Source organism: Streptomyces sp. NPDC045701 (genome assembly GCF_056432045.1).
This window is the reverse complement of the sequence record NZ_JBWKJV010000003.1, coordinates 17,432-43,160: the sequence shown is the minus strand read 5'-3', so window position 1 is coordinate 43,160 and position 25,729 is coordinate 17,432. Positions and strand designations below refer to the sequence as shown.

At 70.9% G+C, this 25,729-nt stretch carries 24 protein-coding genes and 1 pseudogene; 20 read left to right on the top strand and 5 right to left on the bottom strand.

Annotated elements, in window-relative coordinates; genetic code table 11:
• Positions 1–90 precede the first annotated feature (90 nt).
• The 3 genes from AC07DW_RS04285 to AC07DW_RS04275 form a co-directional block, all read right to left on the bottom strand.
• Positions 91–891: an SURF1 family protein gene (locus tag AC07DW_RS04285; RefSeq protein WP_478856091.1), complete on the bottom strand. Its 801-nt coding sequence runs from the start codon at positions 889–891 to the stop codon at positions 91–93.
• Positions 892–913: 22 nt separating this feature from the next.
• Positions 914–2,725: a S9 family peptidase gene (locus AC07DW_RS04280; protein ID WP_478856090.1), complete on the bottom strand. Its 1,812-nt coding sequence runs from the start codon at positions 2,723–2,725 to the stop codon at positions 914–916.
• Between the two features lie 283 nt (positions 2,726–3,008).
• Positions 3,009–3,482, bottom strand: coding sequence for a DUF7144 family membrane protein (locus AC07DW_RS04275; protein ID WP_478856089.1), 474 nt, complete (start codon positions 3,480–3,482; stop codon positions 3,009–3,011).
• Between the two features lie 272 nt (positions 3,483–3,754).
• Between AC07DW_RS04275 and AC07DW_RS04270 the strand changes: the two genes are divergently transcribed.
• The 9 genes from AC07DW_RS04270 (at position 3,755) to AC07DW_RS04230 (ending at position 14,524) form a co-directional block, all read left to right on the top strand.
• Positions 3,755–4,468 (top strand): Crp/Fnr family transcriptional regulator, encoded by a 714-nt coding sequence (locus tag AC07DW_RS04270; protein WP_478856088.1) that lies wholly within the window; start codon positions 3,755–3,757, stop codon positions 4,466–4,468.
• 134 nt (positions 4,469–4,602) lie between these two features.
• Positions 4,603–4,884: a hypothetical protein gene (locus tag AC07DW_RS04265; protein ID WP_478856087.1), complete on the top strand. Its 282-nt coding sequence runs from the start codon at positions 4,603–4,605 to the stop codon at positions 4,882–4,884.
• 6 nt (positions 4,885–4,890) lie between these two features.
• Entirely contained in the window at positions 4,891–5,370 is a 480-nt protein-coding gene (locus tag AC07DW_RS04260) for a hypothetical protein (protein ID WP_478856086.1), read from the top strand.
• Positions 5,363–7,636 (top strand): hypothetical protein, encoded by a 2,274-nt coding sequence (locus AC07DW_RS04255; protein WP_478856085.1) that lies wholly within the window; start codon positions 5,363–5,365, stop codon positions 7,634–7,636. Before AC07DW_RS04260 ends, AC07DW_RS04255 begins: the two co-directional genes overlap by 8 nt.
• Positions 7,633–8,700 carry a hypothetical protein gene (locus AC07DW_RS04250; protein WP_478856084.1) on the top strand — a complete coding sequence of 356 codons (1,068 nt, stop codon included), beginning with the start codon at positions 7,633–7,635 and terminating at the stop codon, positions 8,698–8,700. Before AC07DW_RS04255 ends, AC07DW_RS04250 begins: the two co-directional genes overlap by 4 nt.
• Complete coding sequence (locus tag AC07DW_RS04245; protein ID WP_478856083.1) at positions 8,693–10,771, top strand: DUF4407 domain-containing protein; 2,079 nt, start codon at positions 8,693–8,695, stop codon at positions 10,769–10,771. Before AC07DW_RS04250 ends, AC07DW_RS04245 begins: the two co-directional genes overlap by 8 nt.
• 427 nt (positions 10,772–11,198) lie before the next feature.
• A complete protein-coding gene (locus AC07DW_RS04240; RefSeq protein WP_478856082.1) occupies positions 11,199–12,506 on the top strand; it encodes an ice-binding family protein in 1,308 nt (435 codons plus the stop codon).
• A 112-nt stretch (positions 12,507–12,618) separates the two neighbouring features.
• Positions 12,619–13,386, top strand: coding sequence for a DUF5819 family protein (locus tag AC07DW_RS04235; protein ID WP_478856081.1), 768 nt, complete (start codon positions 12,619–12,621; stop codon positions 13,384–13,386).
• Between the two features lie 79 nt (positions 13,387–13,465).
• Positions 13,466–14,524 (top strand): HTTM domain-containing protein, encoded by a 1,059-nt coding sequence (locus AC07DW_RS04230; RefSeq protein WP_478856080.1) that lies wholly within the window; start codon positions 13,466–13,468, stop codon positions 14,522–14,524.
• Between the two features lie 428 nt (positions 14,525–14,952).
• On the opposite strand, the gene AC07DW_RS04225 is transcribed toward AC07DW_RS04230, so the two are convergent.
• Positions 14,953–15,498 carry a GNAT family N-acetyltransferase gene (locus tag AC07DW_RS04225; protein WP_478856079.1) on the bottom strand — a complete coding sequence of 182 codons (546 nt, stop codon included), beginning with the start codon at positions 15,496–15,498 and terminating at the stop codon, positions 14,953–14,955.
• Between the two features lie 40 nt (positions 15,499–15,538).
• Entirely contained in the window at positions 15,539–16,297 is a 759-nt protein-coding gene (locus AC07DW_RS04220; RefSeq protein ID WP_478856078.1) for a GntR family transcriptional regulator, read from the bottom strand.
• A gap of 444 nt (positions 16,298–16,741) precedes the next feature.
• Here AC07DW_RS04220 and AC07DW_RS04215 point away from each other — a divergent pair, with 444 nt between their 5' ends.
• The 11 genes and pseudogenes from AC07DW_RS04215 to AC07DW_RS04165 all read left to right on the top strand — a co-directional run bounded on the left by AC07DW_RS04215 (position 16,742) and on the right by AC07DW_RS04165 (position 25,721).
• Positions 16,742–16,993 (top strand): DUF6284 family protein, encoded by a 252-nt coding sequence (locus tag AC07DW_RS04215; RefSeq protein WP_478856077.1) that lies wholly within the window; start codon positions 16,742–16,744, stop codon positions 16,991–16,993.
• Entirely contained in the window at positions 16,990–17,859 is an 870-nt protein-coding gene (locus AC07DW_RS04210) for a DUF2637 domain-containing protein (RefSeq protein WP_478856076.1), read from the top strand. The genes AC07DW_RS04215 and AC07DW_RS04210 overlap by 4 nt, the downstream gene beginning before the upstream one ends.
• Positions 17,859–18,197: an RRQRL motif-containing zinc-binding protein gene (locus AC07DW_RS04205; protein WP_478856075.1), complete on the top strand. Its 339-nt coding sequence runs from the start codon at positions 17,859–17,861 to the stop codon at positions 18,195–18,197. Before AC07DW_RS04210 ends, AC07DW_RS04205 begins: the two co-directional genes overlap by 1 nt.
• A gap of 78 nt (positions 18,198–18,275) precedes the next feature.
• The gene (locus AC07DW_RS04200; RefSeq protein WP_478856074.1) at positions 18,276–19,829 is read left to right on the top strand and encodes a hypothetical protein; all 1,554 of its coding nucleotides are present in this window, start codon (positions 18,276–18,278) and stop codon (positions 19,827–19,829) included.
• A gap of 2 nt (positions 19,830–19,831) precedes the next feature.
• The gene (locus AC07DW_RS04195) at positions 19,832–21,901 is read left to right on the top strand and encodes a hypothetical protein (RefSeq protein ID WP_478856073.1); all 2,070 of its coding nucleotides are present in this window, start codon (positions 19,832–19,834) and stop codon (positions 21,899–21,901) included.
• Positions 21,902–22,112: 211 nt separating this feature from the next.
• Positions 22,113–22,622, top strand: coding sequence for a hypothetical protein (locus AC07DW_RS04190; protein ID WP_478856072.1), 510 nt, complete (start codon positions 22,113–22,115; stop codon positions 22,620–22,622).
• A gap of 177 nt (positions 22,623–22,799) precedes the next feature.
• A pseudogene (locus AC07DW_RS04185) lies at positions 22,800–22,916 on the top strand (DNA methylase); the annotation flags it as partial.
• Positions 22,913–23,809: a bifunctional DNA primase/polymerase gene (locus AC07DW_RS04180; RefSeq protein WP_478856071.1), complete on the top strand. Its 897-nt coding sequence runs from the start codon at positions 22,913–22,915 to the stop codon at positions 23,807–23,809. The pseudogene AC07DW_RS04185 and the gene AC07DW_RS04180, both read left to right, overlap by 4 nt.
• Positions 23,810–23,979: 170 nt before the next feature.
• Positions 23,980–24,159 carry a hypothetical protein gene (locus AC07DW_RS04175; protein ID WP_478856070.1) on the top strand — a complete coding sequence of 60 codons (180 nt, stop codon included), beginning with the start codon at positions 23,980–23,982 and terminating at the stop codon, positions 24,157–24,159.
• Complete coding sequence (locus tag AC07DW_RS04170; RefSeq protein WP_478856069.1) at positions 24,156–25,319, top strand: DUF3631 domain-containing protein; 1,164 nt, start codon at positions 24,156–24,158, stop codon at positions 25,317–25,319. The genes AC07DW_RS04175 and AC07DW_RS04170 overlap by 4 nt, the downstream gene beginning before the upstream one ends.
• Before the next feature lie 186 nt (positions 25,320–25,505).
• Positions 25,506–25,721, top strand: a complete 216-nt coding sequence (locus tag AC07DW_RS04165) for a helix-turn-helix domain-containing protein (protein ID WP_478856068.1) — start codon at positions 25,506–25,508, stop codon at positions 25,719–25,721.
• The last annotated feature ends 8 nt before the right edge of the window (positions 25,722–25,729 follow it).

Here is a 25,729-nt window from a genome sequence, read left to right as displayed (position 1 = left end):
GGCACTCGCCGCGCGGGACTCCAACGATCACGCGGCGCACCCGTCGGGCGCACCGGCCACGTGACGTCACCGGCCAGGTGAACGGCACCGCTACACGGACTCCACCCGGTCCGCGCGGTCGGCCACCGGGCCCACCCGCTCCACCGCCGTCGCGAGGCCGAGGGCCTCGTCCCGGGCCTGCTCGGCCTCCCGGCGGAGCAGGCGGAACCACATGAAGAGCACGAAGCCCGCGAAGGCGAACCACTCACCGGTGTACCCGAGGTTCTGGAACGCCTTCAGGTCCAGCCCGCTGCCCTCCGGGGCCGCCGCCGGTACGGGCGTGAGGCCCGCCGGGGCGTCCGTCAGGGTCACCCAGGCGTCGTAGACGTCGTCCTGGACGACGTTCACCAGGGACGCCGCGCTGATCATGCCGATCTGGCCCTGCGGGAGGGCGCCCGACGCGCGCACGCCCGCGCTCCCGGTGTGCTCCGAGGCCTGGAGCGCTCCGGTCACCGTGACCTCGCCGGCCGGCGGGGCCGGGACCGTGCCGCCGGCGGGCAGCCAGCCACGTACCACGGGCAGGGATTTGCCGTTCTCGGTGCGCAGCAGCGTCAGGACGTACGAGCCGTCCTTGCCGTCCAGCTCGCGCTCCGGAACCAGGAACTGCTCCCCGTACCGCCCCGTCGCCGTGGCGTGGCGTCCCGAGGTCTCCTTGTCGACCGGCAGCAGCTCGTCGAGCGGCGCGGCCTTCACCGTGCCGGGGTCCGGCCGCCGCTCCGCCTCCTGGTGCGAGTCGACGCGGTCCTCGAACCTGCCGAGCTGCCAGGTCCCCATGAAGAGGCAGAAGGGGATCGCCAGCACGACGAAGATGTTGATCCCCCACCAGCGGGGCGTCGTCAGGAACCGGTACACACCCCCACGGTACGGAACGCCGTCACTTCCCCTCCGCGCGGGTCCCCAGATGCCGGGCCGCGAAGGCCAGCTCCAGCCGCACCTGCTTGATCCGCTCCTCCACCACGAGCGAGCCGTGCCCCGCGTCGTACCGGTACACCTCGTGGACCGCGTTCCGGGCGGCGAGCCGGTCCACGTAGTTGTCGATCTGACGGATCGGGCAGCGGGGGTCGTTCACCCCCGCCGAGATGTACACCGGCACCCGCACCCGGTCCACGTACGTGATCGGGGACGACGCCTCGAACCGCTCGGGCACCTCTTCCGGCGACCCGCCGAAGAGGGTCCGGTCCAGTGCCTTCAGGGCCTCCATCTCGTCGTGGTACGCCGTGACGTAGTCCGCGACCGGGACGGCGGCGATGCCCAGCGCCCAGGCGTCCGGCTGGGTGCCGAGCCCGAGCAGCGTGAGGTAACCGCCCCACGAGCCACCGGTGAGGACCAGCCGGGCCGGGTCGGCCAGACCGGAGGTCACCGCCCAGTCCCGGACCGCCGCGATGTCCTCCAGCTCGATCAGCCCGACCCGGTGCTTGAGGGCGTCCGTCCACTCGCGCCCGTACCCCGTGGAGCCCCGGTAGTTGACCCGGACCACCGCGTAGCCGTGGTCCAACCAGGCGGCGGGGGCGGCGGCGAAGGCGTCGCTGTCGTGCCAGGTGGGCCCGCCGTGGATCTCGAACACCGTGGGCAGCGGCCCCTCCGCGCCCGCCGGGCGCTGGACGAGCGCGTGGATGCGGCCCCCCGGCCCCTCGACCCACACGTCCTCCACCGGCACCGACGCGGGCGCCTTCATCCCCGGCGGCTCCAGCACGACACCGCCCTTCGTGGACCGCACCACCGGCGGCCGCTCGGCGGACGACCACAGGTACTCCACGGCCCCGTCCGGCCGCGCCGTCGCACTCGACACCGACCCGGCCGGGGTGTCCACCCGCGCCAGGCGGCCCGTGGCGATCTCGTACCGCCACAGCTCGCTGCGCGCCTCGAAGCTGTGCACCACCAGCAGCCCGGACCCGTCCGGGTACCACTCGGCCGACACGTCACCGGGCAGGTCGAGCCCCAGCTCCGTCTCCGCGCCGGACGCCACGTCCCACAGCATCGGCTCCCAGCGCCCGCGCCGCTGGTGACCCACGAGGAGCCGGGTGTCGCCGGCCACCGGCGCGAACCCGAGCACGCTGAGCCCCAGGGCCTCCGCCCCGCCCCTGGTGTCGTCCATCTCGGCCACCACCGCGCCGTCCGGCCGGACCACCCGCAGTGCCGCGTGCATGGCGTCACCGTGCTCGGTGTGCTCGACCGCGATCAGCGTCCCGTCGTGCGACAGGTCCCCGACCCCGGCCGACTCCCGGTGCCGGTAGATCTCCACCGGCGGCAGCCCGGGCCGTACGACATGGATCGTCGAACCGTCCTCGTCCGTCGAACGCCCGACCACGGCGGTCCCGTCCCGCCCGATCGCGAGCCCCGCCGGATAGGACGCCTGAAGCCCCGGCGCCGCCGGCTCGTCCTCCCCGCCGGCGAACGGCTGGCGCATCCACACCCCGAACTCGTCGCCGTCCGTGTCCGAGAACCACCAGATCCACTCGCCGTCCGGCGACAGCACCCCGTCCGTCGTGCCGTTCGGCCGGTCGGTGACCTGCCGCTGCTCGCCGGTGTCCCGGTCCCACGCGTACAGCTCGTACGTCCCGGTCGCGTTGGACACGAACAACGCCCTGCCCGGCGCGTCCCACGCCCACTCGGGCAGGGACACCCGGGGAGCCCGGAAGCGCTTCTCCCAGTCGGGCATGGTCTGCGTATCAGTCGGCTCAGTCATGCGTCCATGAAACCCGATCGCCATGACAATCGGTCCGCCCCGTCCGCAACCTGTGGACAACCTCCGGCGCGGGGCCGGATCCCGCCGGCGCTCTCCCGCGGGGCGGCCGGGTCCCAGGCCGCGTCCGTAAGGTCTCGCCCGGCCCGCGACGTCCCGCACGCACGCCGGCCGCGTTGTCGTCGGTCGCCATGGCTCCGCCATGTCTCCCTCCGCCTCGCGATCGCACGCACCGGACGCCGCGCCCCCGCCCTCGGGGCGGACGCCGATACCTCCCGGGCACTCCCTAGCGCTTCCCGGGCGCCGCGGGACCGGTGTCCTCGGTGCACAGCGCCCAGATGACGAAGACGGCGATCGCGATCGAGACGATGGCCCACACCGGCTGGTAGGGCAGCCAGATGAAGTTGGCGATCACGGCGAGCGCGGCCAGCGCCACCCCGCTCGCCCTCGCCCACTCCGCCCCGCTGAGGATGCCCGCGCCGATGACGGCGACCAGCAGGCCGAGCACCAGGTGGATCCAGCCCCACGCGGTGACGTCGAACTCGAAGACGTACTCCCCGACGCGCTCGTAGACGTCGTCCTCGGCGATGCCCGCGATGCCCTGGAGCATCCCGAGCACGCCCTCCACCATCATCAGCACGCCGGCGAACATGACCCCACCCGTGGCCCACCCGCCCCGGCCCCGGGGTTCGCCGGGCGCGGTGCGGTGGGCGTACGCGTGGTGGGCGGAGCCCTGCGGACCCTCGGACATATCGCTCATCCCCCGAGCGTGCCCGCCCCCTCCCCACCCGGCGACCCCACGCCACCGAGCGGGTGACGCCACCGCCGGCACGGTCGGACATCCCACCAGCACGATCGGACCTCCACACCGGTGAGGTATTCGACCCGACGGGGAAAGTCTGTTCGGTCAATTCCGGCTGAGAAGCGTTAGAACAGGCCACATCCCGCGCTATCCGTTTGCCGACGCACCGCGCGACGGCAGCATGGTCAGGCTCGAACGGCGCGCTGCGCCGCGGAGGGAGATCGTCAGGGGTGCTCGTGAATCAGGCGTGGCCGCCGTCCACATTTCTCGGCCGGCTGCGGGACGCGACTCGGGAGGAACTTCTGAGCCTGGGCACCCCGATGGCCTATCCGCCGTATCGCACCCTGCTTCATCAGGGCGACGGAAGCCGGCACGTCCTCCTGCTCACCAGCGGTGTCGTGAAAGTGGTCGCCAGCGCCGAAAGCGGCTACGACATACTGCTCGCAGTCCGGATAGCGGGCGACCTGGTCGGCGAGATGGCGGCCTTCGAGGAACGCCCCAGGTCCGGCACGGTCGTCGCGTGCGGCGACGTCACCGCGCGGATCATTCAGATGCGGGCGCTGGAGAGCTTCCTCTCCCGGCACCCGGACGCCATGCGAGCCGTCCTCCACATGCTCTGCGCCCGTCTGCGCTGGGCCAACCGGCGCCGGATCGACTTCCAGGCGTACGACTCGCTGACGCGGCTGGCACGGGTCCTGGCGGAGCTGTGCCAGGCGTACGCCCAGCCCGCCCCGGACAGTGACGGCACGCGGTGCGACCTCGGAGTGACGCTGACACAGAAGGAACTCGCGTCCCTGGCCGGCCTCAAGCTCAATACGGCCGAAAAGAACCTGGCCACGCTGACGGCGCAGGGACTGGTGGAACGCAGCTATCGCAGCATCACCATCTGTGACGTTCCGAAGCTGCTCGAATTCGCCAAAGTGGCCGCTGACAACCCGTACTGATACGGGATCACCCGACGCGCCCTCTCCTAACCTCTCGGACAGCACTTCGTGGGCATGTCTGCCCACCACCTGCCCAGAGAGGAAATGATCGGGTGGCTGCGTGGCCTGATTTCTATCCCTGCACCTGCATAGCCGTGGACGCGCAAGCCTACGGAAGCAACAACGACCGTAGGCAGTCCGGAATCCAGCACGATTTGCCGCGGCTTCTCGACCGTGCCGCCAGGGGGGCCGGTCTGGACCGGGCGCAGTGGCAGATCCAGCGCAAGGGCGACGAGCAGCTCGCGGTCCGGCCCGTCGACGGCCAGGAACCCCGGCTGGTCGACGACTACGTCCGCCATCTGGTCGCCGAGCTGCGCGAGTACAACGCCCAGCGGGTGCCAGGGGCCCGCATGCGGTTGCGGGCGGTCATCCACTAGGGGCTGGTGGAGCTGGCGGACAACGGCTTCGCCGGCACGGCCGTCGTGGCCACGGCACGCATGCTGAGCGCGCAGCCGCTCTACGCCGCCCTGGCCGCGCACCCGGAGGCCGACCTGGTGCTGCTGCTGTCCGACGACGTCTTCCGGTCCACGGTCGTGGGCGGCCATACGACCCTGATGCCCGAGGACTTCACCCGCGTCACCGTCCAGGAGAAGCAGTACGAGGCCCCGGCCTGGCTGCGCGTGCCCACGCTCGGCGCACCGGCTGCCGCCTCACGCGAGCCGGGGCCCGCGGAGACGGGGAAGCCGGCGGAACCGGCACCGGGGGAGACCGCGGCCGCCCGGTCCGCACCGGCCGCCGCGGTCAGGGCCGAGGGGACGGGGATGAACCAGGAGTACCGGGCCGACCACCTCACCGTCACCAACATCACCGGACCCGTGAACGCCCGGGGCGCCGTCTTCGGGTTCGGGAGCGCCGGTGGCTGACGCACCCGACCCGGACGACGGGCCGGCCGTACCGCCGGTACCCCCTGAGGCGGAGACCGTGCCGCCCCCACCGGACGACGCCGACGGTCCGCCGGAGGCCGGGGGACGCGCCCCCGGCCCGGTCTCCGGCCCGGACGCGGCCCCCGAGCGCCGTCAGGAGCTGGACGAACGCGCGGAGGACGACCGGGGCTACGACGACCTGCGCAAAGTCCACCAGCTCGTCAACAACAACTTCTACGGCGTGGTCGACGCGTCCTCGGCGGCGTTCGGGTTCGGCGCCGTCCCGTCCCCCGGCCTCGCCCCCGGCACCATCGAGCCCGAGGAGGCGGACCGCGCCCTGCGGTTCCACCTCCCGCCCCGGCCCTGCTTCGACGAGGCGCTCGCCCGACTCCGCGAGAACGCCCTCGTCGTGCTGACCGGCCAGGACAACTGCGGCCGGAGAGCGGGCTCACTCGCTCTCCTCAGGAAGGTCCTGGGCGAGGACGCCAAGCTGCGCAGCCTGTCGCCCGCCAACGCCCTCGCGGAGCTGGCCCAGTCGCAGGACCTCAGACCGGGCCAGGGCTACGTCATCCTCGACTACGTCGGCGAGCTGAACGTCGAGGCCGTGCAGGCGTACGCGATCGGGCGGCTGAGCGAGGAACTGCGCCGCAGAGGGTCCTACCTGGTGATCACGGCGGGGGAGGCGACCCGCAGGCGGCTGGCGCTGCGGGAGCACTGCGTGACGTGGCGAACCCCGGACCCCGTGGAGCTGTTCGAGTACTGCCGGAGCCTGCTGCCGCACAGGGAACTCACCCCGGAGGCCGACCGGGAGTTGCGGGAGCGGGTCGGCGAACAGCGGCGGCCGGCGGACATCGTCGCCGCGGCGGTGGACCTGTCCCGAAACGGACCGGAGAAGGCGCTGGACACCCTGCGCGACCGGTGCCGGGAACTGGTCCGGGAGTTGTTCCGCAAGCAGCCGTCCGCGGACGACCTGATCCCGCTCGCGGCTCTCGCCTTTCTCGAAGGGGTCCCTGAACGGACGTTCGAGAAGGAGTGCGCGGCGCTCACCGCCCATGTGCGCGACTGGGAGCTGAGCGGCGGGACACCGGCCGCGGAGGGGGACGGCGCGGCGAGGGAGACCGCGCACGGTGCGGTGGCCCAGCAGTCCCGGGCGCGCTGGAAGGAGCGGGCCGTGGGACTCGTGACGACCGAGCACCGGGCCGGGCCCGGCCGTGACGCCGGGCGCAGCGAGCGGCGCCTGGTCTTCACCGACCCCCGGGTCCGCGAGTTCGTCATCGAGGAGCTGCACGACCTGTACGGCTATGAGCTGTGGTACCCGATGCGCCGGTGGCTGGGCGAGCTGGCCCTGCTGGGCGACCTGGAGACCCGTACGGAAGTGGCCCGCGGCGTCGCGCTGCTCGCCCGGCACGCGCTCGTCGAGGTCGACGAGAGCATGCTGAAGGTGTGGTCCGAAGGGCTCACCAGCCAGCGGGTGACCGCCGCGCTGACGCTGCAGTTCATGTGCGACGTCGAGCACCTCGCCCCGCAGGCCCTGAACATCGTCCTGGGCTGGACGGACAACAGCGGGCCGAACCGCGCCGTGACGGCGGCCATGGCGCTGACCGGCCGCCTCGGCTCCCTCTACCGCTTCGAAGCGCTCAGATCACTGTGGTTCCTGACCCAGCGCGGGGAGCGGATCGCGTTGTCGGCCCAGCGTTCGCTGGTCCTGCTGCTGCAGACCGCCGAGCGGGAGCCGGACCGCGCGGTGTTCGTCCTCCGGTACGTACGGACCGTGATCGCCAGGACGGCACGGGGGTCCCGGGAGCGGGCGATCGCCCTGCGGACCGCCCTCCAGCTCCTGGAGGCCGCCGGACCGGACTCGCCCGATCCCCTCACCGCGGCACTCCTCCGCACCGTTCCGGACAGCGCCCGCCATCTCGGGTCCTTGTGGGCGGACGTCCTGCACAGCGGCAACCGGGGCCGGGCGGTCGGCGCCCTGTGCCGGACCCTCGTACAGCTCCGGGACGACCCGTCCGTCACCGGTGCCGTACGCGAACTCGGGGAGGCCATGCGCGCGGCCATGACCGGCCGCCAGTGGACCGCGCTGTGCCGCCACCTGTCCATCGCCCTCAAGCACCCGGACTACGCCATTCCCGGCGCCGCCCAGCTGGCGCAGGTGCTCATCGGAACGCTGCGCGGCCGGCCGGCGGCCGACTCCGGGCGCTTCACCGCGTCCCTCATATCCACCCCTCCGTTCCTCTCCGCCCAAGGAGGCCGAAGCAAGTGAACTACCCGGTCATCGCCGAGCACATCCTGGCCACGGTCCAGGGCACCTGGTGGTCCCGGCGCCGCCGCCGCGACGACGTGCCGCAACTGCCGCCCGGCGCGGTCTACGTCTTCAGGGTCGGCGGCAACTACCGCCCGTTCCCCGAGGGCATGGTGTTCGACCCCACCCACCCCGACGTACTCGACGCCTCCTCGGTCAGCCTGGTCGACACCCGGGCGCGCCTGGTCGAGGTCGAGCGCACGCTCCCGTCGGTCAGCGAGGCGGACAACTTCACCGTCCGGGCGGCCTTCACGTGCCAGGTGACCGACCCGGCCGTCATCGCCCGGCAGGGCGTCATCGACGTCACCGTCCCGCTGCGGGCCTACCTGATGGGTGACGGGGACCTGCCGAGGGTGAGCGCCGGACACCGCGTGGAGGAGGTCAACGCGGTACGGACCCAGGCCGGCCACCGCCTGACCGCCTACAGCGCGATCGTGCCGCCACGGGTCGCGGGCATGAGCGTGGAGTTCGTCAGCGCCGAGGTGCACGCGTCCGACGACCTGCGGGACTGGGAGCAGAAGCTGCGGGACGAGCGGCGCTCCTGGGAACTCCGGCGTGGACAGCGCGACTTCGAGACCCAGGACGCGCTGCGGATCGCGGAACTCCTCTCCCAGGGGTCGGACCACGTGGACGCCTTCGGTATCGCCCGGGAGGAGATCGGCGTCACCGAGGCGGCGGCCCGCATCCACCGGGCCGCCGAGGAGGAGTCGGTCCGCCGTCACGAGGCCGAGACGTCGGACCGGGCCCACGCACAGGCGCGGGAGACGGCGGAGGCGCAGATGCGCCGGGACACGGTGCTGACACTGCTGCGGCAGATGGGTGGCAGCGAATACGTGGACTACCACCAGGTCCTGGAACAGGTCCTGCGGGAGACGGGCGGCCGGGCCGCGCCCGCCGTCGGACCCGCCGCCACCCGCATGGTCGGGGCGGGACCGGAGCGCGCGGGCAACAGGACGACGGGGCGGGACGGCTCGCGCGACCCGCAGAGCGGTTTCGTCAAGGACGAGGACGATCTCCTTGACTGACCTCCTCACGAATCACACGGCGGTCCCCGGTACGGCCAACGGCCAGGGCCCCGGCGGCCCCGCCGCCCCGCGTACCGCGAACGGCGGGGTCACCGCCCGCACCACGGCGAACGGACCGGCCCCCCGCACATCCGGTGACCGGCCCCACGCCCGCCGGCGCCACGCGTCCGGCTTCGACACGGCACGGCGGCTGCGTGTCCTGACCGGCGTCGACGAGGAACTGCTGGCCAGGGTCGGGTACGAGCGGAGCAAGTACACGGCCCTCGGCGGGGTGGTGCTCGGCACGTCCGTCATCGCGGCGTTCTCCATGTGGAACTTCGCGACGGAGGCGCTCGGCAGGGTCTCCCTCGTGGCCCTCGTCCCGACGGTCATCTGGATGCTGTTCGTGCTCAACCTCGACCGCTGGCTGGTCACCCCGCAGCCGAACGCGCGGCGACGGGTGGGACCCCTCCTGATGCGCCTGCTGATCGCCCTGATGCTCGGCGCGGTGATCGCCGAGCCCCTGGTGCTCCGTATCTTCCAGACGGCCATCGAGGCACACGTCGCCGACGAACGCACGGACGCGGTCGACCGCCTGCGGACGAACCTGGTCCGCTGCAACCCCGTACCGTCCACGACGCGGACCGTCACCCCGGCGGGCTGCGGCGAGACCTACGTCCTCACTTTCGGCGCGACGCCCGGTGAGGCGGCCGAGGAACTGGCCGCCCTGCGCTCGGACGCCGCCGTCCTGCAGAAGCGGGTGGACCAGGACACCACCAGGCTGGAGGCGATCGACTCCGAGGTACGGGACGAGTGCCGCCGGCTGATCCGCATCGCCGGGACGAACGTGTATCAGCGGACGTCCGAGTGCCTGCGCCTGCGCGACAAGGCACAGGACTACCGCACGACCCACCGCACCGACCAGAACGAGAAGCGGCTGGCCGGCATGAACAGCCGCATCTCGAAGATCGAGGCCGAGCAGACCGTGTCACGCGGCGCCTTCCTCAAGGCACGGGCCGAGAGCGTCGAGCGGAGGCTGGACGAGGAGCGTGCCAAGCAGAAGGAGATCGGGGTCCTGGAGCGGATGCGGGCACTCGACCGGCTCGCGACCGGGAACCCGGTGCTGTTCGTGGGCATCTGGCTGGTCCGCCTGCTGTTCGTCTTCCTCGACGTGCTTCCCGTGCTGGTGAAGTACCTGAGCGGTGAGTCCGCGTACGACCGGATGCTCACCGGCGCGAGCAACAGCGCGGTCAGGATTCACGAAGAGGAGGTCCGGCTCGCCGAGCGCCGGGCCGTGGCGAACCTCGAGATCGCCCAGGACGCCATCGAGCAGGAGGGTCCGGCGTCACCGCGCCGAGTCGGAGGCGGCGTTCCGGGAGCACACGGCTGCGATGAACATCCGGGTCCGGCAGGCGGTGAACGCCCTGGAGGACGAGATCCGCCGCTCGTCGGCGCTCTGACGCGCCCACCCGCGCGCCGAACACCCGGAGCCACGGCTGCCCCGCACTCGCCGGGGCGGCCGCGCCACACCGACGGAACACGGAGGGGGAGCATGTCCACACCCGGACACGAGGCCCACACGGACCCGGACGGCGACACCGGGACCGACCGTGGGGCGGAACTCGCCAGGGTCCTGCTCGTCGAGGCCCGTGAGGAACTGGTGAGGGCCGACAACAAGGCCGGCCTCATGCTGGCCTCCCTGGGCGCGGTCCTCACGGCTCTGCTGGGCGCGGTCGGCAGCGGCGTCGTCACCCCGCGCCAGTACGCCGTCCTCCCGCAGGTCCTCCTCTGGGCGGGCTGCGCCGCCTGTGTACCCACGTTCGTCCTGCTGGGCCTGGCCGTGACCCCACGGCTCGGAAACCCCCGCCGCTCCCGCACCCACTACTTCGGCGACGCGCGGCTCGCGACGTCGGTCGCGCATCTGGAGCGGACCGTCCGACACACCGACCCGGTGGCCCGCGATCTCGGCCAACTGGCGGTTCTGTCCCGGATCGCCTGGACCAAGTACCGCTGCATACGCCACGCCCTGGTGTGGGGCAGCGCCTTCTGCCTGCTCACCGCGCTGGGCGTAGTGCTGGGATCATGGACATAGCGGCACCCGCCCGCGAGCCGGTCGGCACGCGGCGCCCGAGGTGACGCCCACCCGCTCACCACCAGGTCAGGGCCTGATCCGCTCGCGCGGGTCAGGCCCTGACCCGGTGTTCCGGCCGCCGGGGTGGCGGGCCCTGAGTGATCGACCCGGGTGGCCCGGCGTTCCGCAGGTGGCCGTTTGGCGGACATTCAACAAAGCGCGAATGGTGCTGGTGGCCCTCAAGTCAATGGGCCCTGCCGTCTTCGCGCCCGTTCGGCCCATTCTTCATATATTCCACGATGCATATGGTGCACTCCGAGGAAATCACCCTGCTGGATCATAACCACGGGAAGCTGTCTGCGTAATATGACAGCCGTCAGAAATGGGCGATTCCGGACATCCGGTATTCGCTGATCGCGCCACCATCCCCTCTGGAGCTGGCTTCTCGATGACGCTGAATACATCTGCCGCGCCTCATTGGCGCAAAACATCGGCCTGGATGGCGGCGTTGCTCGCCATGGTGATCGCCGCTGTCGTAGTGGCGGTGACGCCCACGCGGGCGAACGCGGTTGCCCAGCCTGTGCCCCTGGGCACGGCCGAAAGTTTCGCCGTTCTCGCCGGTGAGTCGGTCACCAACACCGGACCTTCGGTCATTACCGGCGATGTCGGGGTGCATCCGGGGACGGCGATCTCCGGATTCCCGCCGGGACTGGTGAACGGAACCATCCACTCGGCGGACGCCGTGGCCGCCGGAGCGAAGAGCGACCTCGTCGCGGCCTACAACAACGCGGCCGGCCAGGCCTCGGACGGCGCTCTTCCCCCGGACGCGGGCGGCCTGACGCTGGTTCCGGGCGTCTACACGGCCTCGTCCACCCTGGGTCTCACGGGAACGCTCACCCTGGACGGCCAGAACAACCCCGATGCCATCTGGGTGTTCCAGGTCGGTTCGGGCCTGACGACGGCCTCCGCCAGCAACGTGAGCCTCATCAACGGCGCCTCGCCGTGCAATGTGTTCTGGCAGATCGGCAGCTCGGCCACCCTCGGTACCGACTCCGACTTCGTCGGCACCATCATGGCCATGACATCGATCACCGCCACCACGGAGGCGGACCTCGTCGGCCGAGCACTGGCCCGTAACGGTTCGGTGACGCTGGACACCAACACGATCACACGACCGGCCTGCGCCGGCGAGACCACGGGTGGCACGACCGGTGGGACCGCCACCGGCGGGACCGCCACCGGCGGAGTGATCGCCGGCACCACGGGCGGAACGAACGGCGGAACGAACGGCGGCACCACGGGCGGCGTCGGTGGTGTGCTCGGCGGAGTGACGACGGGCGGCACCACCGGTGGCGGCAACGGCGGAGTGGTCGGTGGAGTGCTCGGTGGAGTGACGACCGGTGGCCTCATCGCGGGCACCACGGGCGGCACCACGGGCGCGACCATCGGCGGCGTCCACGGTGGCACCACGGGCGGAGGCGGCCCCAAGCCGCCGGGGAAGCCGGGGAAGCCCGGTAAGCCGGGCAAGCCGGGCAAGCCCGGCCACGGGAAGCCGGGCAAGCCCGGCAAGCCCGGTCACGACCACGGGAAGCCGGGGAAGCCGGGCAAGCCTGGCCACGGGAAGCCGGGCAAGCCGGGCAAGCCCGGCCACGGCCACGACGGCAAGCCCGGTGACGGCAAGCCCGGCGGCTACGGCGACCTCGAGCACGGACGGCATGGCGAGTCCGGCGCACCCGGCGGTCACACGGGCCGGTAGTTCCTGCGGCGGGCTGAGCGCAGAGCCGGTCGCCCGCATGCGCGAGTGAGATGCGTGACGCGCGGTGGACCGAATCCACCGCGCGCCATGCGCGGAACCGGAAGAAGTGGAAATGAACAGCGGGATGGGAAGGCCGGGTGGGGCCGTGCTGAGTGGTGTCGAGCAAGCGGAAGCAAAGGAATCGGAGATCTCCGCCGCCGGTTCGGCCGACATCGGCCGCAGCGGTATTCCCCCCGCACCTCACGGCGGTTCGGGGCCGCCGCGCCGCTTTCTTGCGGCTGCCACAGGAGCCGCCGTGGTTCTTTGCCTGACGGTCACGCTCATTCATGTGCTCCTGGTCTTTCTGCATGTAGCACCGACGAACGCCATTTCACAGCGATACAGTCGGCAGATCAACGCATGGGTATATCCGCTGTTCGAGCAGAATTGGCGACTCTTCGCCCCGGACCCGGAGTCGGTCAATCGACAGATCTCCGTGAGGACCGTGCGGACCGCTCCGGACGGCACCGCGCGCGTGAGCGGCTGGTTCGATCTGAGCGGTGTGGACAGGTCCGCGACCGAGCACAACCCCTTCCCGAGCCACACGACGCAGAACATGTTGCGCCGGGCCTGGAGCTCCTACCTCGAAACGCTCGGCGGCGACGACCAACCGCGTTCGGAGCGGGCTGTGATGATCCAGCGGTACCTCCGCAACATCGCGGCGGAGCGCGTCGCCGACCAGCGCGGCGGCACCTTCGACTCCATCCAGCTGCGGGTCGTCACACTGCCCGTCGGCGCCCCCGACCCGGCGGGGGGCGACCGTCCGGCCACAGCCGCGCCCACCCCCGTGGAAACCCGTTACCTGCCCTGGTGGAAGGTGGCCCCGCATGGCACCGACTGAGCCGACCCCGACCCCGACCCCGACTCCGGCACTTACGCCGCCGGCGAAGTGCGACACCGAGCCAGCGGGTACACGCACAGTGGCGCAGCGAACGCTCGACCGCCTCGCAGCGTTCTTCGCCCTGCTGGTCGAGCGGCCGATCTCCCTGTACGCGGCGGCGGTACTGCGCATCGGCTACGGCATGCTCTACCTCGTCTTCCTCCTGCGCGAGTTTCCGCACCGTGACGAGATCTGGGGACCTGGTTCGCCGTGGACTCCCGCGCTGGCGAGGCAACTGTTCGACCAGACGGGATGGGCAAGCGTTCTCACCCTGTCCGACAGCCGCGCGTACTTCGAGCTCTGCTACGCGGTGGCCGTCGTCACGTCCGCGTTGTTCATGCTGGGCTGGCGGACCAGAGCGGTGTCCCTGATGTTCGCCATCGTGGTGGCGTCGTTTCACGCCAGGGCGATCTTCATGACGGACGGCGGGGACAATCTCATCCTCCTCATGGCCCTCTACCTGGTGTTCACCGCCTGCGGTCGGCGTTGGTCCCTCGACGCGCGCAGGGCCGGGCTCCGGTCGGGGGCGGGGCCGGAGGCACACCTGTCGCCGACGGTCGTGGGCGAGCTCCGGCGCCATCTCCGCGAAGCCCGCCTGAGGCTGGTCACGATCCTGCACAACTGCGGGATGTTCGTGATCGCCGCCCAGGTCTGCTTCCTCTACGGATCGGCGGGCCTGTACAAGGTGCAGGGCGGCACCTGGGGCAACGGGACCGCCCTCCACTACGCCCTGAACCTGCACCTGTTCCAGCCCTGGCCCGCGCTCTCCCAGATGGTCGACGACCACCAGGTGATGATTACCGCCGCCTGCTACCTGACGGTCCTGTTGCAGGTCGCCTTCCCCTTCGTCCTGTTCGGCAGGCTCAAATACCCCGTCCTGGTCATGTTGCTGACCATGCACGTGGGCATCGCGGTGATCTTGGGCCTGCCGCTCTTCTCCGCCGCGATGATCGTCGCGGACGCGGTCTTCCTGCCGGACGGCGTCTACCGCTCTCTCGGGCAGCTGTGCCGGCGCGCACTGCGTCGCGCGGGCGGCGGGGAAACATCACCCAGGCCGGAAACGGGACTCGTACCAGCGCAGCCACGACCGGGCGGCTGAGGCCGGCGCGAAGGGGGACGAGCCCGCCGAGCCCATCACATCCCGCGACCGGGCCAGCCCACGTACGTGCGTCCCGGCGGGCTGCCCGGGCCAGGACAGCGGCCAGCCGCACGCAACCCGGGCCCGGCCCGTGATCCAGGCGGGAAGATCGATCCGGTGGTAGTCCCGCAGTCGGTCACGCACAACGCCAGAGGGCAGTTACTGAATTCAGTAACTGCCCTCTGACCTGGTACTTCACTGTCGGGGTGGCGGGATTTGAACCCACGACCTCTTCGTCCCGAACGCGATTGCCCGCGCTCGTGAGGTTGGAGGATCCTTGCATGACCAAGGCGTTCCGGTAGCTGAGTGTCCGTAACAGTCCAGGGCTGTCCACGCGGGTCTGCACGTGTTGGCCCCCTGTTTGGCCCCCTGCCACTGTAGGTCACGAGCTAACGAGGGTTGGGGACAGCCTCTCGCTGGGGCCGCTCCCCTACGGTTCGGCCCACCGTCAGAGGCTGCTCGGGCAGGCTCAGGACATGGACGGGGCGTTGCGCCAGCCACCCCGAGCGACGGTGAGAGGGCGTCTCTGTTCGGACGTGGCTGAACCCAAGTCGCTCGTAGTACGAGTGAAGGCCCGCATTCGTGCGCCATGTGTCGATGCGCACCCAGTCGCGTCCTTCTGTCGCCGCCAGCCGGGACGTCCAGTCCACGATGCGCTCCCCGAGCCGTCGGCCGGCTGCGCTGCGGCCGACGATCAGCTTGTACAGGTACAGCGCGGTCTCCGGGTGGTCCTCATCCGTCCAAAAGTCTCGGTCAACGGGACCGCGGCTTACGGTCGCCAGGATCGCACCAGAGTCGCCCTCGACGACCCAAGCGCGTCCCTCATCAATGGATGCGCGCCACTTAGTGATCGCTTTGGCCCCCGTCTCGGGGTCACTCCACTGGTCGGTGCCCTTGGACCCGAGCCAGGACTCGGCTTCGGTTCGCAGTGCCATTAGGGCTGGTACGTCCTCCGCCCTCGCGGGGCGGAGGAACTCAGTCGGTGTCGACTTCATAAAGGATCTTGTGCCTGTCTCCGGGGAGGATGGTGACCATGCAACGCAGAGGCTTGCCGTCCACGTCGTAGCCAGTGCGGGTGTGCTCGGCTACTGGGGTTGCGGCGGGCAGAGCCAACAGCTCTGCCTCGTGTTTCGTCGGCATACGGACCGCGATTTCGTCCCTGTACTTGTCTTGAATGAGGCCGACGGAAGCGAGCACGCCGCCGGGAGCTGAGACGTCGCGCGGCTCCATCAGGAGAGTGCCAGCGACCAAGTCCTGAGGGAAGTACGAGTCGGCAAGCGCGTACGGGCGGTTATCCACGTAACGAATGCGCTTGCGAGCCACCGCCAAGCCGCCGTCCGGCAGTGCCAGCGCGTCGCGTACGTGCGCTGGTGGCTCGACGATGGACACGGTGATCTCTTGCCTTGGCGCCTTCCCCTCTTCTGCCACAGCACTGGCCCACTGGTCCCCGGCAGTCCTCCCCTCGACCGCGTTTGCGTGTCGGGTTCGGCTCTCCAAGGTCGACCAGTTCCACACGACCGGGGGGTAGTCCTCGCGGACGTACTTGCCCTGCCCCTGGCCTGTCACGACCAGCCCCTCATCAACGAGCACCCGCACGCCGGCGCGGATTGTCTCGCGGCTATAGCCGTACTCCGCCATCATTTTTGACTCGCTCGGCAGCGGGTCGCCGGGGGTCAACTCGCCCCTCACGATCTGATCCCGCAGATCAGCGGCGATTTCTTGAGCCTTCGTCATACCTCTTCGCACGGCGCCCTTCCCATGTCGAACCAACTCCTCCGTACAAGTTAGACCAGGGGGCTTGACTCGCCAAGCCTCCATCTACAAACTGATGGCACGTCACTCCTCCAGACAAGTCAGACGGGGTGTCAAGTACGTAGCTATGCCCACTTGTTCGGGATAGCTCTCTTCCTCCGGGAGGAGGGCCCCGGGCGCTCGTTGCTTGAGAACTGAACAGAGAGATTCGAAGAACAAGGCCGCCTCGTCGAGGAGGCGGCGGCGCGGCAAGATCCGCGCGCTCAACCCCTTCGCGGCCCTGACGGGCTGCGGCCGGTTGCCTCCTCCGCCCGTCTCGTACGGGCGGGGTTGAGGGGAGCCGGATGGTTCCGACGGCGAGAGGCCCCGGTGGTTGCACACCAGGGCCTCGTTCCGGGCCGTTCCTGGATGAGAGGAACACACCCAATGAAGTCCATCGCTGCACTTCAGGCCGTTGTTACGGCCACCCCGTTCGACGGCGAGCCGTCGGACGCGGAGCTGGACGCGATCGAGACCGAGATGCCGCTGATCCTGGCGGAGGTCGACCTGCTCGACGCGCAGATCATGACCATTGACCGGCCGGCCACCGAGCTGGACACCCGGCGCCGGGCCCGCAACCGGGTCATGGCGGCCCGCCGCGACCTGACCAACCGCCTCGGCTCGGGAGAGGCGGCGTGAACCACGCCGGTAAGACGCTGCTCGTCCTCGCCCTGGTCGCCGTGGTCGGCATGGCGTTCCGCGTCTCCTGGAACGCGCTGCGGGACGTCGCCGCCGCCGTGGGCGCGGACGAGACGGGCGCGAGGCTCTACCCGTTTGTGGTCGACGGCCTGATGGCCCTCGCGCTGGTTGCCACGCTGGTTCTCACCGATCGGGCGGACAAGAAGTTCGCGCTGCGGGTCCTGGCCGCCTACACCGCCGCCTCGCTGGTGCTGAACTTCGTGCACGGTCTCGTTCCCGAGCTGCACGGCGAGTCGGTCGACTGGACGCGGCTGGCCGACTGGGACGCGGTCAACTGGCTGCTCGTCCTGCTCGCGACGTCGCTTCCGGTCGGGTCGATCTACTTCGGTTCCGATCTGGTCGCCAAGGTGCTGCACCATCGACCGGTCGACCCCATGAATGCGGAGGAATCGACCCAGATCGACATGAAACGGTCTACCTCTGAGGTGGTCGAACTCGCCCCGGAGCCGATCCCCACCCTGGTCGGACCGGTGGCCATCGAGCCGCTTGAGCGGGTCGATTCCTCGCTCGACGGTGAGTCGACTGACCGGGTCCCGGTGCGTGCGGTCGCAGCTGAACAGTCGGCCCCGCGTCGGGCGACCGGTCGGGTCCCCGAGGCGGCCCGATCGACCCGCCCGCTCCGTACGGCCGATGAACTGCTGGCTGAGGCCAGGCAGTTGACCGAGTCATGGCCGATCGAGCAGTTGACGGCCGAGGGCATCCGCAAGGCGCTGCGTACGTCGCCGGACAAGGCCCGGACGCTGCGGGAGACCCTGCGCGCCGAACGGACCGCCGAGCAGGCCCTTGACCCGGTCGCGGTCTCCTGATGGGCACCATCCCCGTCTACCGGTGGCGCCTCGCCCCCGAAGGTCTCGCCACCTACCGCCAGCTCCGGGCGCTCGGCCCGCGGCCCGGCGGACAGGACGTCGCCGCCGAACTGCAGCGCCCCCGCCGCCGCCGCGGCCCGCTGGTCGCCTACCTCTACCGCATCGACCGGGCCAAGCCCGTCCGTCCCATGACCCCCGCCCGCCGGGCGTCGCTCGAGCGCGCGAACGCCGCTCAGCGGATCTGCCCCACCTGCGGCCGCGACGCGGGATACCGCATCCCGCGCTCGCTCGGCATGTGCGGCACATGTGCTCACCACCTGGAACAGCGCACCTCGTGAACCCGTACGCGGGCCCGACGCATCGCTTTGGCCGGCAGCGTCGGGCCCGCTGACCTCCCGTGAAGGAGTGCACTCAGCATGACCGACACCAGCATCGAACCGGTAGTAGCCCCCACCGCTGCACCGGACCCTGTCCAGCCACCGCCGACCGTGCCCGAGCCGACCAAGTCCGCACAGCTGGAGCACACCCCTGGCGGGTGGCCGGTCGTTCCCCTCGTCCTGACCGGCGCGAATACGACCGCGTCTCTGCTCGCCGCTGCGGCCATGGCCGGTGGCCCGGTCGCCGCAGCCGTCGCCGCGACCGGCGCGGTCGTCCTCGGGGCCACCGCCGCCCACCGCAAGAATGCCAAGACCGGCAAGAGGACCACGGCCACCGCCGTGGCAGGTCGCACCAGTCGACGTGGCGCAACCGGCAGGGTGCCGCAGCAGCTGCCGAAGCGGACCGGCACCCACAAGTCCTCGCGCTCGACCGGCCGAGGGAACAGCGGCAGCAAAGCGAGCCGCAAGGCCGCTCGTTCCGGCTCCTTCGGCACCACTGCGGTGAAGGGGGGCGAACGGAAGGCAGCGGGCGTCGGCAAGACCGGCACCTCTCGGCCCGGAACATCTACGGGGCAGTCCCGCGGTCGTGTCGGGCAGGTCAAAGCACTGCGCGAGCAGACCCGCACCGCTGCACCGTCGAAGGCATCCCAGCGAGCGGGGACGACTGCGGCCCGCCGCCAGGTCACCGACGCGCGTCGGGCCATGAAGAGCCAGGCCCGTACGGCGTCGCTCGCGAAGAAGGGGCCGGTCGGCCGTGCGGTCGCCCGAGGTACCGGCGCAGCCGGGAAGGCCCGCAGCGCTGCGGTCGGCAGGCTGCGGAAGGCGAGCGACACGAAGACGGCCGGCCAGGTCGCGCAGCAGCGCTCCGCCGTCCGCAAGGCCCCGGCGAGGAAGCGGGCACGCAAGGCGCTGATGCGGTCGGCGGCCCGGTTCCAGGGCCGTCGCCTGCTGGCTGCACTGCTCGGCGGCGCTCTGGGTCTGGTCGGGATGTTGACCACGCCGCTGGGCCGGAAGCTCGGCTGGGCCTGGCTGCAGAAGCCTGGCCGCCGCCTCTACGCCCGGCTGGTCAAGCAGGCGGGCGCGGAGCGTGGGGAGCGCGATCAGTCCATCCGTGACCAGCAGGAAGCGGACGAGGCCGCCGCCGACGCGGAGGCCGACGAGCACGACATCGAGCAGATCGAGGACCGGGCGGAGCGTCCGGCCGGTCTCATCCCGGCAGTACCCACCACGAGCAGTGAGGGAGTTCAGGTGTCTGGGTTCAACTTCGAAGAGCAGGCCGCAGAGATGGAGTCCGCGGCGCAGTCCTACGAGCCCGAGAGCGCCATGGAGATCCTGGCCATGGTCGAGGGGCTGCCCGCCGCGCTCACGAGCGTGGCGAACGTGATGCGGATCCTCGCCGAGCGGGCCGACTCGGAGTTCCCGCTGGAGAAGGAGGTCGCGGACGGCTTCAACGACATTTTCGGCGCCCTCATGAGCGCGGTCGCGGTTGCGGAGGACATGGGCCCGCTGTTCCGGCAGGCCCACGAGCAGGACATCGCCCGCCACGAGGACCCGCGTAACGGGCCCGAGGCCGAGAAGGGATGGAACGTCTGATCATGGCATCCAACACCGCCTCTACTGGGCCGGTGTGGGACTGGGCTGCCGGTCACGGACCCGTGACCGGCGCTCTGTCCGCCACCACCGGAGCCCTCGCCGTCGCCACCACCGGCGCCGCAACCGGAATGCCTGCCGGATGGGCTCTGGCCGTCGGCGCCGCCGGCGCCATCGGCCACACCGTTACCAGCCTGAAAGACCGGCTCTCCGCCCGCACCGTCTCGATGCGGGCCGCCGCGTGGCTGGTCGGCGCGGGATGGACCACCTGGGCCATCACCACCGGTCCGTTGACCTGGGCCGCCCTCGGCTCGCTCGCCACCCTCGGTGTCGGCCTGGGGGCCGCTGCCCGCTCCACCCTCCTGTACGAGGAAGCCCGCGAGCTGGAAGCGATTGCCGCTGCTGAGCGGCAGGTCGCACGTGAACTGTCCGCAGAGCGGCGGGCGATCGCGGCCGAGTGGGTCGACCGGGTTCAGCGCGTGTGCGGCGGGATCACGCTGCGCGTCCTCGCCGTTGAGCAGTGGCCGACCGGCACCGGGTTCACCATCGACGCCGAACTCCCCGCGGGCGGGGTGACTTACGAGCGGATCGCCCAGTACGCCCCGCAGCTCTCCGCCGACGCCCGTCTCCCGCACGGCTGCACCGCCACCGCCTCCCAGGGCATCAACCAGGGCCGCGTCCTCATCGACGTCACCACCGTCAACGTCCTCGCAGGAGAGATCGACTACCCCACCGATTACAGCCCCCTCTCGATCCACACCGGCCTGCCGTGGGGTGTCCGCCCGGACGGGCGGGAGGTACGCGCCTACCTGCGCGAGCAGTGCGCTCTGATCGTCGGCCCGACCGGCTCGGGCAAGACCAACTTCGTTCACGGCGTCCTCGCGTCCTTCGCCCGCGCCACCGACATGCTGACCTGGGTCATTGACCTGAACGCCGGATCGGCCGGCCTGCCCTGGGTCCGCCCCGCCCTTAACGCCGCCGGCGGTGGTGGGGAGCCGGTCCGCCCGGGGATCGACTGGCTCGCCGCCTCCTACGAGGAAGCCATGGTGATGCTGGACGCGGCCGTCGCGGTGGGCAAGCACCGCAAGGTGGCCTATCAGGACCTGATGGCCAAGGCGAACACCGACCTGCTGCCCATCTCCGCGAAGATCCCGCAGATCATGGTGGTGATCGACGAAGGCGCCGAGATTCTCGCCAGCAATGATCCGAAGATGCGCAAGCTGGCCGCCAAGATCCTGGAGGTGATCCGGCTGCTGCGGGCCATGGGCATCCGCACCGTCCTCACCGCGCTCGGCGCCACCGGGTCGGTACTGGGCAACCTGATGATCCGCCGGGAGGGCAAGACCAGGGTCTGCCTGACCGGCGGCGAGGTCGAGGGCATGGACCTGTCCAAGGTCTTCCCCGGCTCCCGGGGCCTGAAGGTCTCCCAGGCCCCCTACAAGGGGTCCGGATTCATGGGGACCCCCGAGTCGGCGGCCGGACTGTTCAAGGCATGGCGGATCAAGCCCAACCAGATCGCCGACATCGTCAACGCCACCTCCGCCCTCCATCCCCGCCTCGACGACATCTCCGCCAAGGCCGCCGGCCCCGCCTACGCCCGCCGCTGGGACGCCACCCGTACCGCCTGGATGGGCGGCACCCCCACCACCCAGCCCCCCACCACCGACGAAACACCGCAGCGGACCAGTGGGCTGAACCTGTCCGCCCACCGCGACCAGCAGCCACCCGCCACCCCGGCGGCCGAGCTGGACGCGGACGCACTCGCGGCCAAGCTCATGGCCGAAATCGACGCCCAGTTCGGCACCACCCCGGAGCCGAGCGAGCAGCCGCCGGCGGGGTTGAACCTGTCCGCGCTCAGGGGTGATGCGAGGAGCGGTCCGGAGTGGCTCGCCGAGGCGATCACCGCGATCGAGGCGGCGGGCGCCGAGGGCATGAAGCCCTCCGCCGTTGCCGACGCCGTCGGCAAGGATCGAAAGACCGTCCGCGCCGTCCTCAAGGCCGCCGCCAGCCGCGGTGAGTTGATCTACCGGGACAACGGTCCGCACTCCGTCTACGTCCACCCCAACCACGCCTGAGTAGCCCCACAGAGCGCTACCGGGTACTGGGTAGTGGGGCGTACCCCACTATCCAGTAGGACGCCCCAGTGGGGCACACCGGCCTCTGAACAGGCTCTTCTACTGGGGACCCCACTACCCACTACCCATTAGCCACATCACGCAGAGCAACCACCCACAGCGGGCAACCCCACAACCTCGGGGCCGCCCGCACCGCGTACAGGAGCCTGCAATGCCCTATGAACCCACCCTCCAGAGCACCGCCCCCGCCGCCCGCTACGGCGAATCCGTCCGCTACCCCACCGCGATCCAGCAGCCGCAGACGATGCCGAGCGAGATCCCGCCCGGCGTCGACTGGGTCACCCTGCCGAACGGGATGCGGACCCTCGCCTACACCCAGCCCACCGCCGCACCCGCGCCGCAGCCGATGCCGGTCGCCGCGCCGATTCCGACGTGGGCCAAGACCACCGCCCTGCTCACGCCGACAATCGGCGGCGGGATCGCCGCAGCCGGTATCGGACTCTCCTACGCAGCCCCGGGACTCATCGCCATGAGCCAAGCACTCTGGTCCGCCGCCGCACTCCTGGTCGCCGCCGTCATCGCCATGCCGCTGCTGCTCCGAGGCGCCCGCCGCGCCGTCGGCAGCGGAACAAGCAGCAGCGGGTCGACAACGCACATCACCCAGAACATCACCGCGACCGGCCTGTTCGGCCGCGCCAACGGAACCATCAACCACCGCTGAAACGCCGAGAGCGGCCCCCGTCTCGCCAAAGTCCGGGGCCGCCCTCAATCTCCCGATCGACTCAAGACCTGGAGGTCTTCCAGCATGACCCATCCGACCCTCATCCAGCGAGACGGCCACCGGCCGTTACTCCTGGACCTCTTCTGCTGCGCCGGCGGCGCAGCCATGGGCTACCGCTTGGGCATCACGTGGACCGACGTCCGCGAGGAACTGACCGAGGCGATTCCGCCCGCCTACTCGCAGTGGATCGGGCGGGCGTTCCTGACGCAGGCCCGACTGGGGGTGGCGGCATGAACAACCACCTTCTCTATGCCGCCCTGAGTGCCGCTGAGCGGGGATGGTCGGTGTTCCCGCTGCGTCCTGGCGACAAGCGGCCTGCGCTGCACGGTGAGGAGCAGTGCCCGCGAATCCGGGACTGCGCCGGTGGGCACCGCAAGTGGCAGGAGCGGGCCACGATGGACCCCGACCGCATCCGCCGCGCGTGGGCCGACCGACCGTTCAACGTCGGCATCGCCACCGGCCCCTCCCTGCTGCTCGTGGTGGACCTCGACAGGCCCAAACGGAAGAGCAGTGCGGACACGCCTGACGGCGCGACGACCTTCCATGCGCTCTGCGAGCGCGCCGGACAGGCCGTCCCCGACACCTACCGGGTGCGGACCGCAAGCGGGGGCGAGCACCTGTATTTCACCGCCCCGGACGGAACCCGCATGATCAACAGTGCGGGCCGTCTCGGCAGGCTCATCGACACCCGGGCGTGGGGCGGATACGTCGTCGCCCCCGGCAGCCTCACCCCCGCCGGCGCCTACACCGTTCTCGACAACCAAGATCCGGTCCCGCTGCCTGACTGGCTGTACTCCCTGCTCGTCCCGCGCCGCGTCTCGACACCCACGCGGGCCGCTGTTGCCCGCAGGAGCGTCCAAGCGGACCGGTACGCGCTGCGGGCGCTGGACCTGGAGACGGCGAGTGTGCAGAACGCTCTCCAGGGCGAGCGGAACACGACCCTACTGTCGGCCGCGCGGGCTCTGGGGCGGTTCATCGCGTGGGGCGACCTCCCCAGGAACGTGGTGGAGGAGGCTCTTCAACAGGCGGGCGAGGCGGCCGGCCTCTCGACACGGGCCTGTGCGGCGACCATTCGCAGCGGTCTGAACTGGTCCATCGCCCACAACCCGCAGCGGAGGGCGGCATGAGCACCCCACCGCCTCCCCGCCTGAAGAGCCACACCTGCACCCCATCCGGTCCCGGCGCCGCCGAACAGCCCCGGCGCCTGTGGGCCGTGGGCGCCTCAAAGGTCGTCGGCCCTTGGGCCGTCCCTTCAAGTCCTGACCCGCACCCAGCGACCGGGCCCCGGATCGTCGGGATGCTCCACGTCGTCGCCCCCGGACGCGGCGCCGTCCCCACCGCCACCTCCACGTGCGAGTGCGGGCGCAACCGCAGTGCCGTCGGACAGCGCCAGGTGCTCGCCCTCATCGCTGATCACACCGCCCACCGGGACCTGTGCCCGCTGCTCAACCCCACCGAACGGAGGACTGCCGCATGAGCGAGCAGCCCATCGACGGCGCCGCACTGCTCGACAACGTCGAGCACTTCCACCGCCGCTTCAACGTCTTCCCCCGCGAAGCCGCCTACGTCGCCGTCGCCCTGTGGGACGCCCACGCCCACCTGCTCGACTGCTTCGACTCCACTCCAAGGCTCGCGTTCCTCTCCCCGGAACCGGGATCGGGCAAGTCCCGGGGCCTGGAGATCGTGGAGACGCTGACCCCGAACCCGATGGTCGCGGTCAATGCCAGCGCAGCGGCCCTGTTCCGGGCCGTCTCCAGCCCCGAGGGACGCCCGACGATCCTCTTCGACGAGATCGACACCGTCTTCGGCCCCAAGGCCGGGGACAACGAGGAACTCCGCGGCTTCCTCAACGCCGGCCACCGCCGCTCCGGAGTCACCTACCGATGCATCGGCGACGGAGGCAACCAGACCGTGCAGGCCTTCCCGTCCTACACCGCCGTCGCGGTCGCCGGACTCGGCTCGCTGCCGGACACGATCCTGACCCGCTCCGTCATCATCCGCATGCGCCGCCGCGCCCGGAACGAGAAGGTCGAAGCGTTCCGGCAGCGGATCCACGAGAAGGAAGGCCACGCGCTGCGCGACCGCCTCGCCGCATGGGCCGACCAGGTCCGCGAGCAGGTCACCGGAGCGTGGCCCGAGATGCCCGACGGCGTCACCGACCGCCCCGCCGACGTGTGGGAGCCGCTGCTCGCTGTCGCCGACGCCGCCGGGGGCGACTGGCCCAAGCGGGCCCGTAAGGCGTGCGTGGAGCTGGTGGCAGCCGCCCAGATCGACGACAAGGGCAGCCTCGGCATCCGGCTGCTGACCGACCTGCGCGACCACGTCATGGTCGGCGTCGACCGGCTACCCACCATCGCCGTCATCGACCGCCTCAACGCCCTCGACGACGCACCCTGGGCCGACATGGGCGGCCGACCGCTCGACTCCCGTCGGCTGTCGAAGATGCTGCGCGAGTACATGACCGGCGACAACGGGCCGATCGTGACCCGCAACATCCGCACCGCCGGCGGCATCCTCAAGGGCTACTTCGCCGCCGACCTGGCCGACGCATGGGCCCGCTACTGCCCGCCCGCTCCCCAGCAAGCGCTACATCCGCTACAGCCGCTACACCCCAGCTCAGAAGGGGTGCCCGCGTAGCGGCAAGCCCCAGATGTAGCGGCTACGCCCCCGACCCGCCTCGGGCGCCGTAGCCGCTACATCCCGCCCATCCGCTACACCAAACAAGCCGCTGACCTGCGATGTAGCGGATGTAGCGGATGTAGCGGACTTCTCAGAAGGGGGCCGACGGGCCCCGAGACGTCGTCCCGCACGGAGAGGCAGTCCATGGCTACGGTCCCCGCCGAGTTGCCCACGGAGCATCGGCTTCACCGCATCGAGGCCGCCGCCGAGGTGCTCAGCATCAAGCGCTCCACGGCGTACGAGCAGATCCGCATGGGGCGGTTGCGAACCGTCCGTGTGGGGCGTCGGCGTCTCGTACCCACCGAGTACATCGAGGAGTACGTAGACCTCCTCAAGCGTGAGGCCGACGCTGCGGCCTGACGCCACAG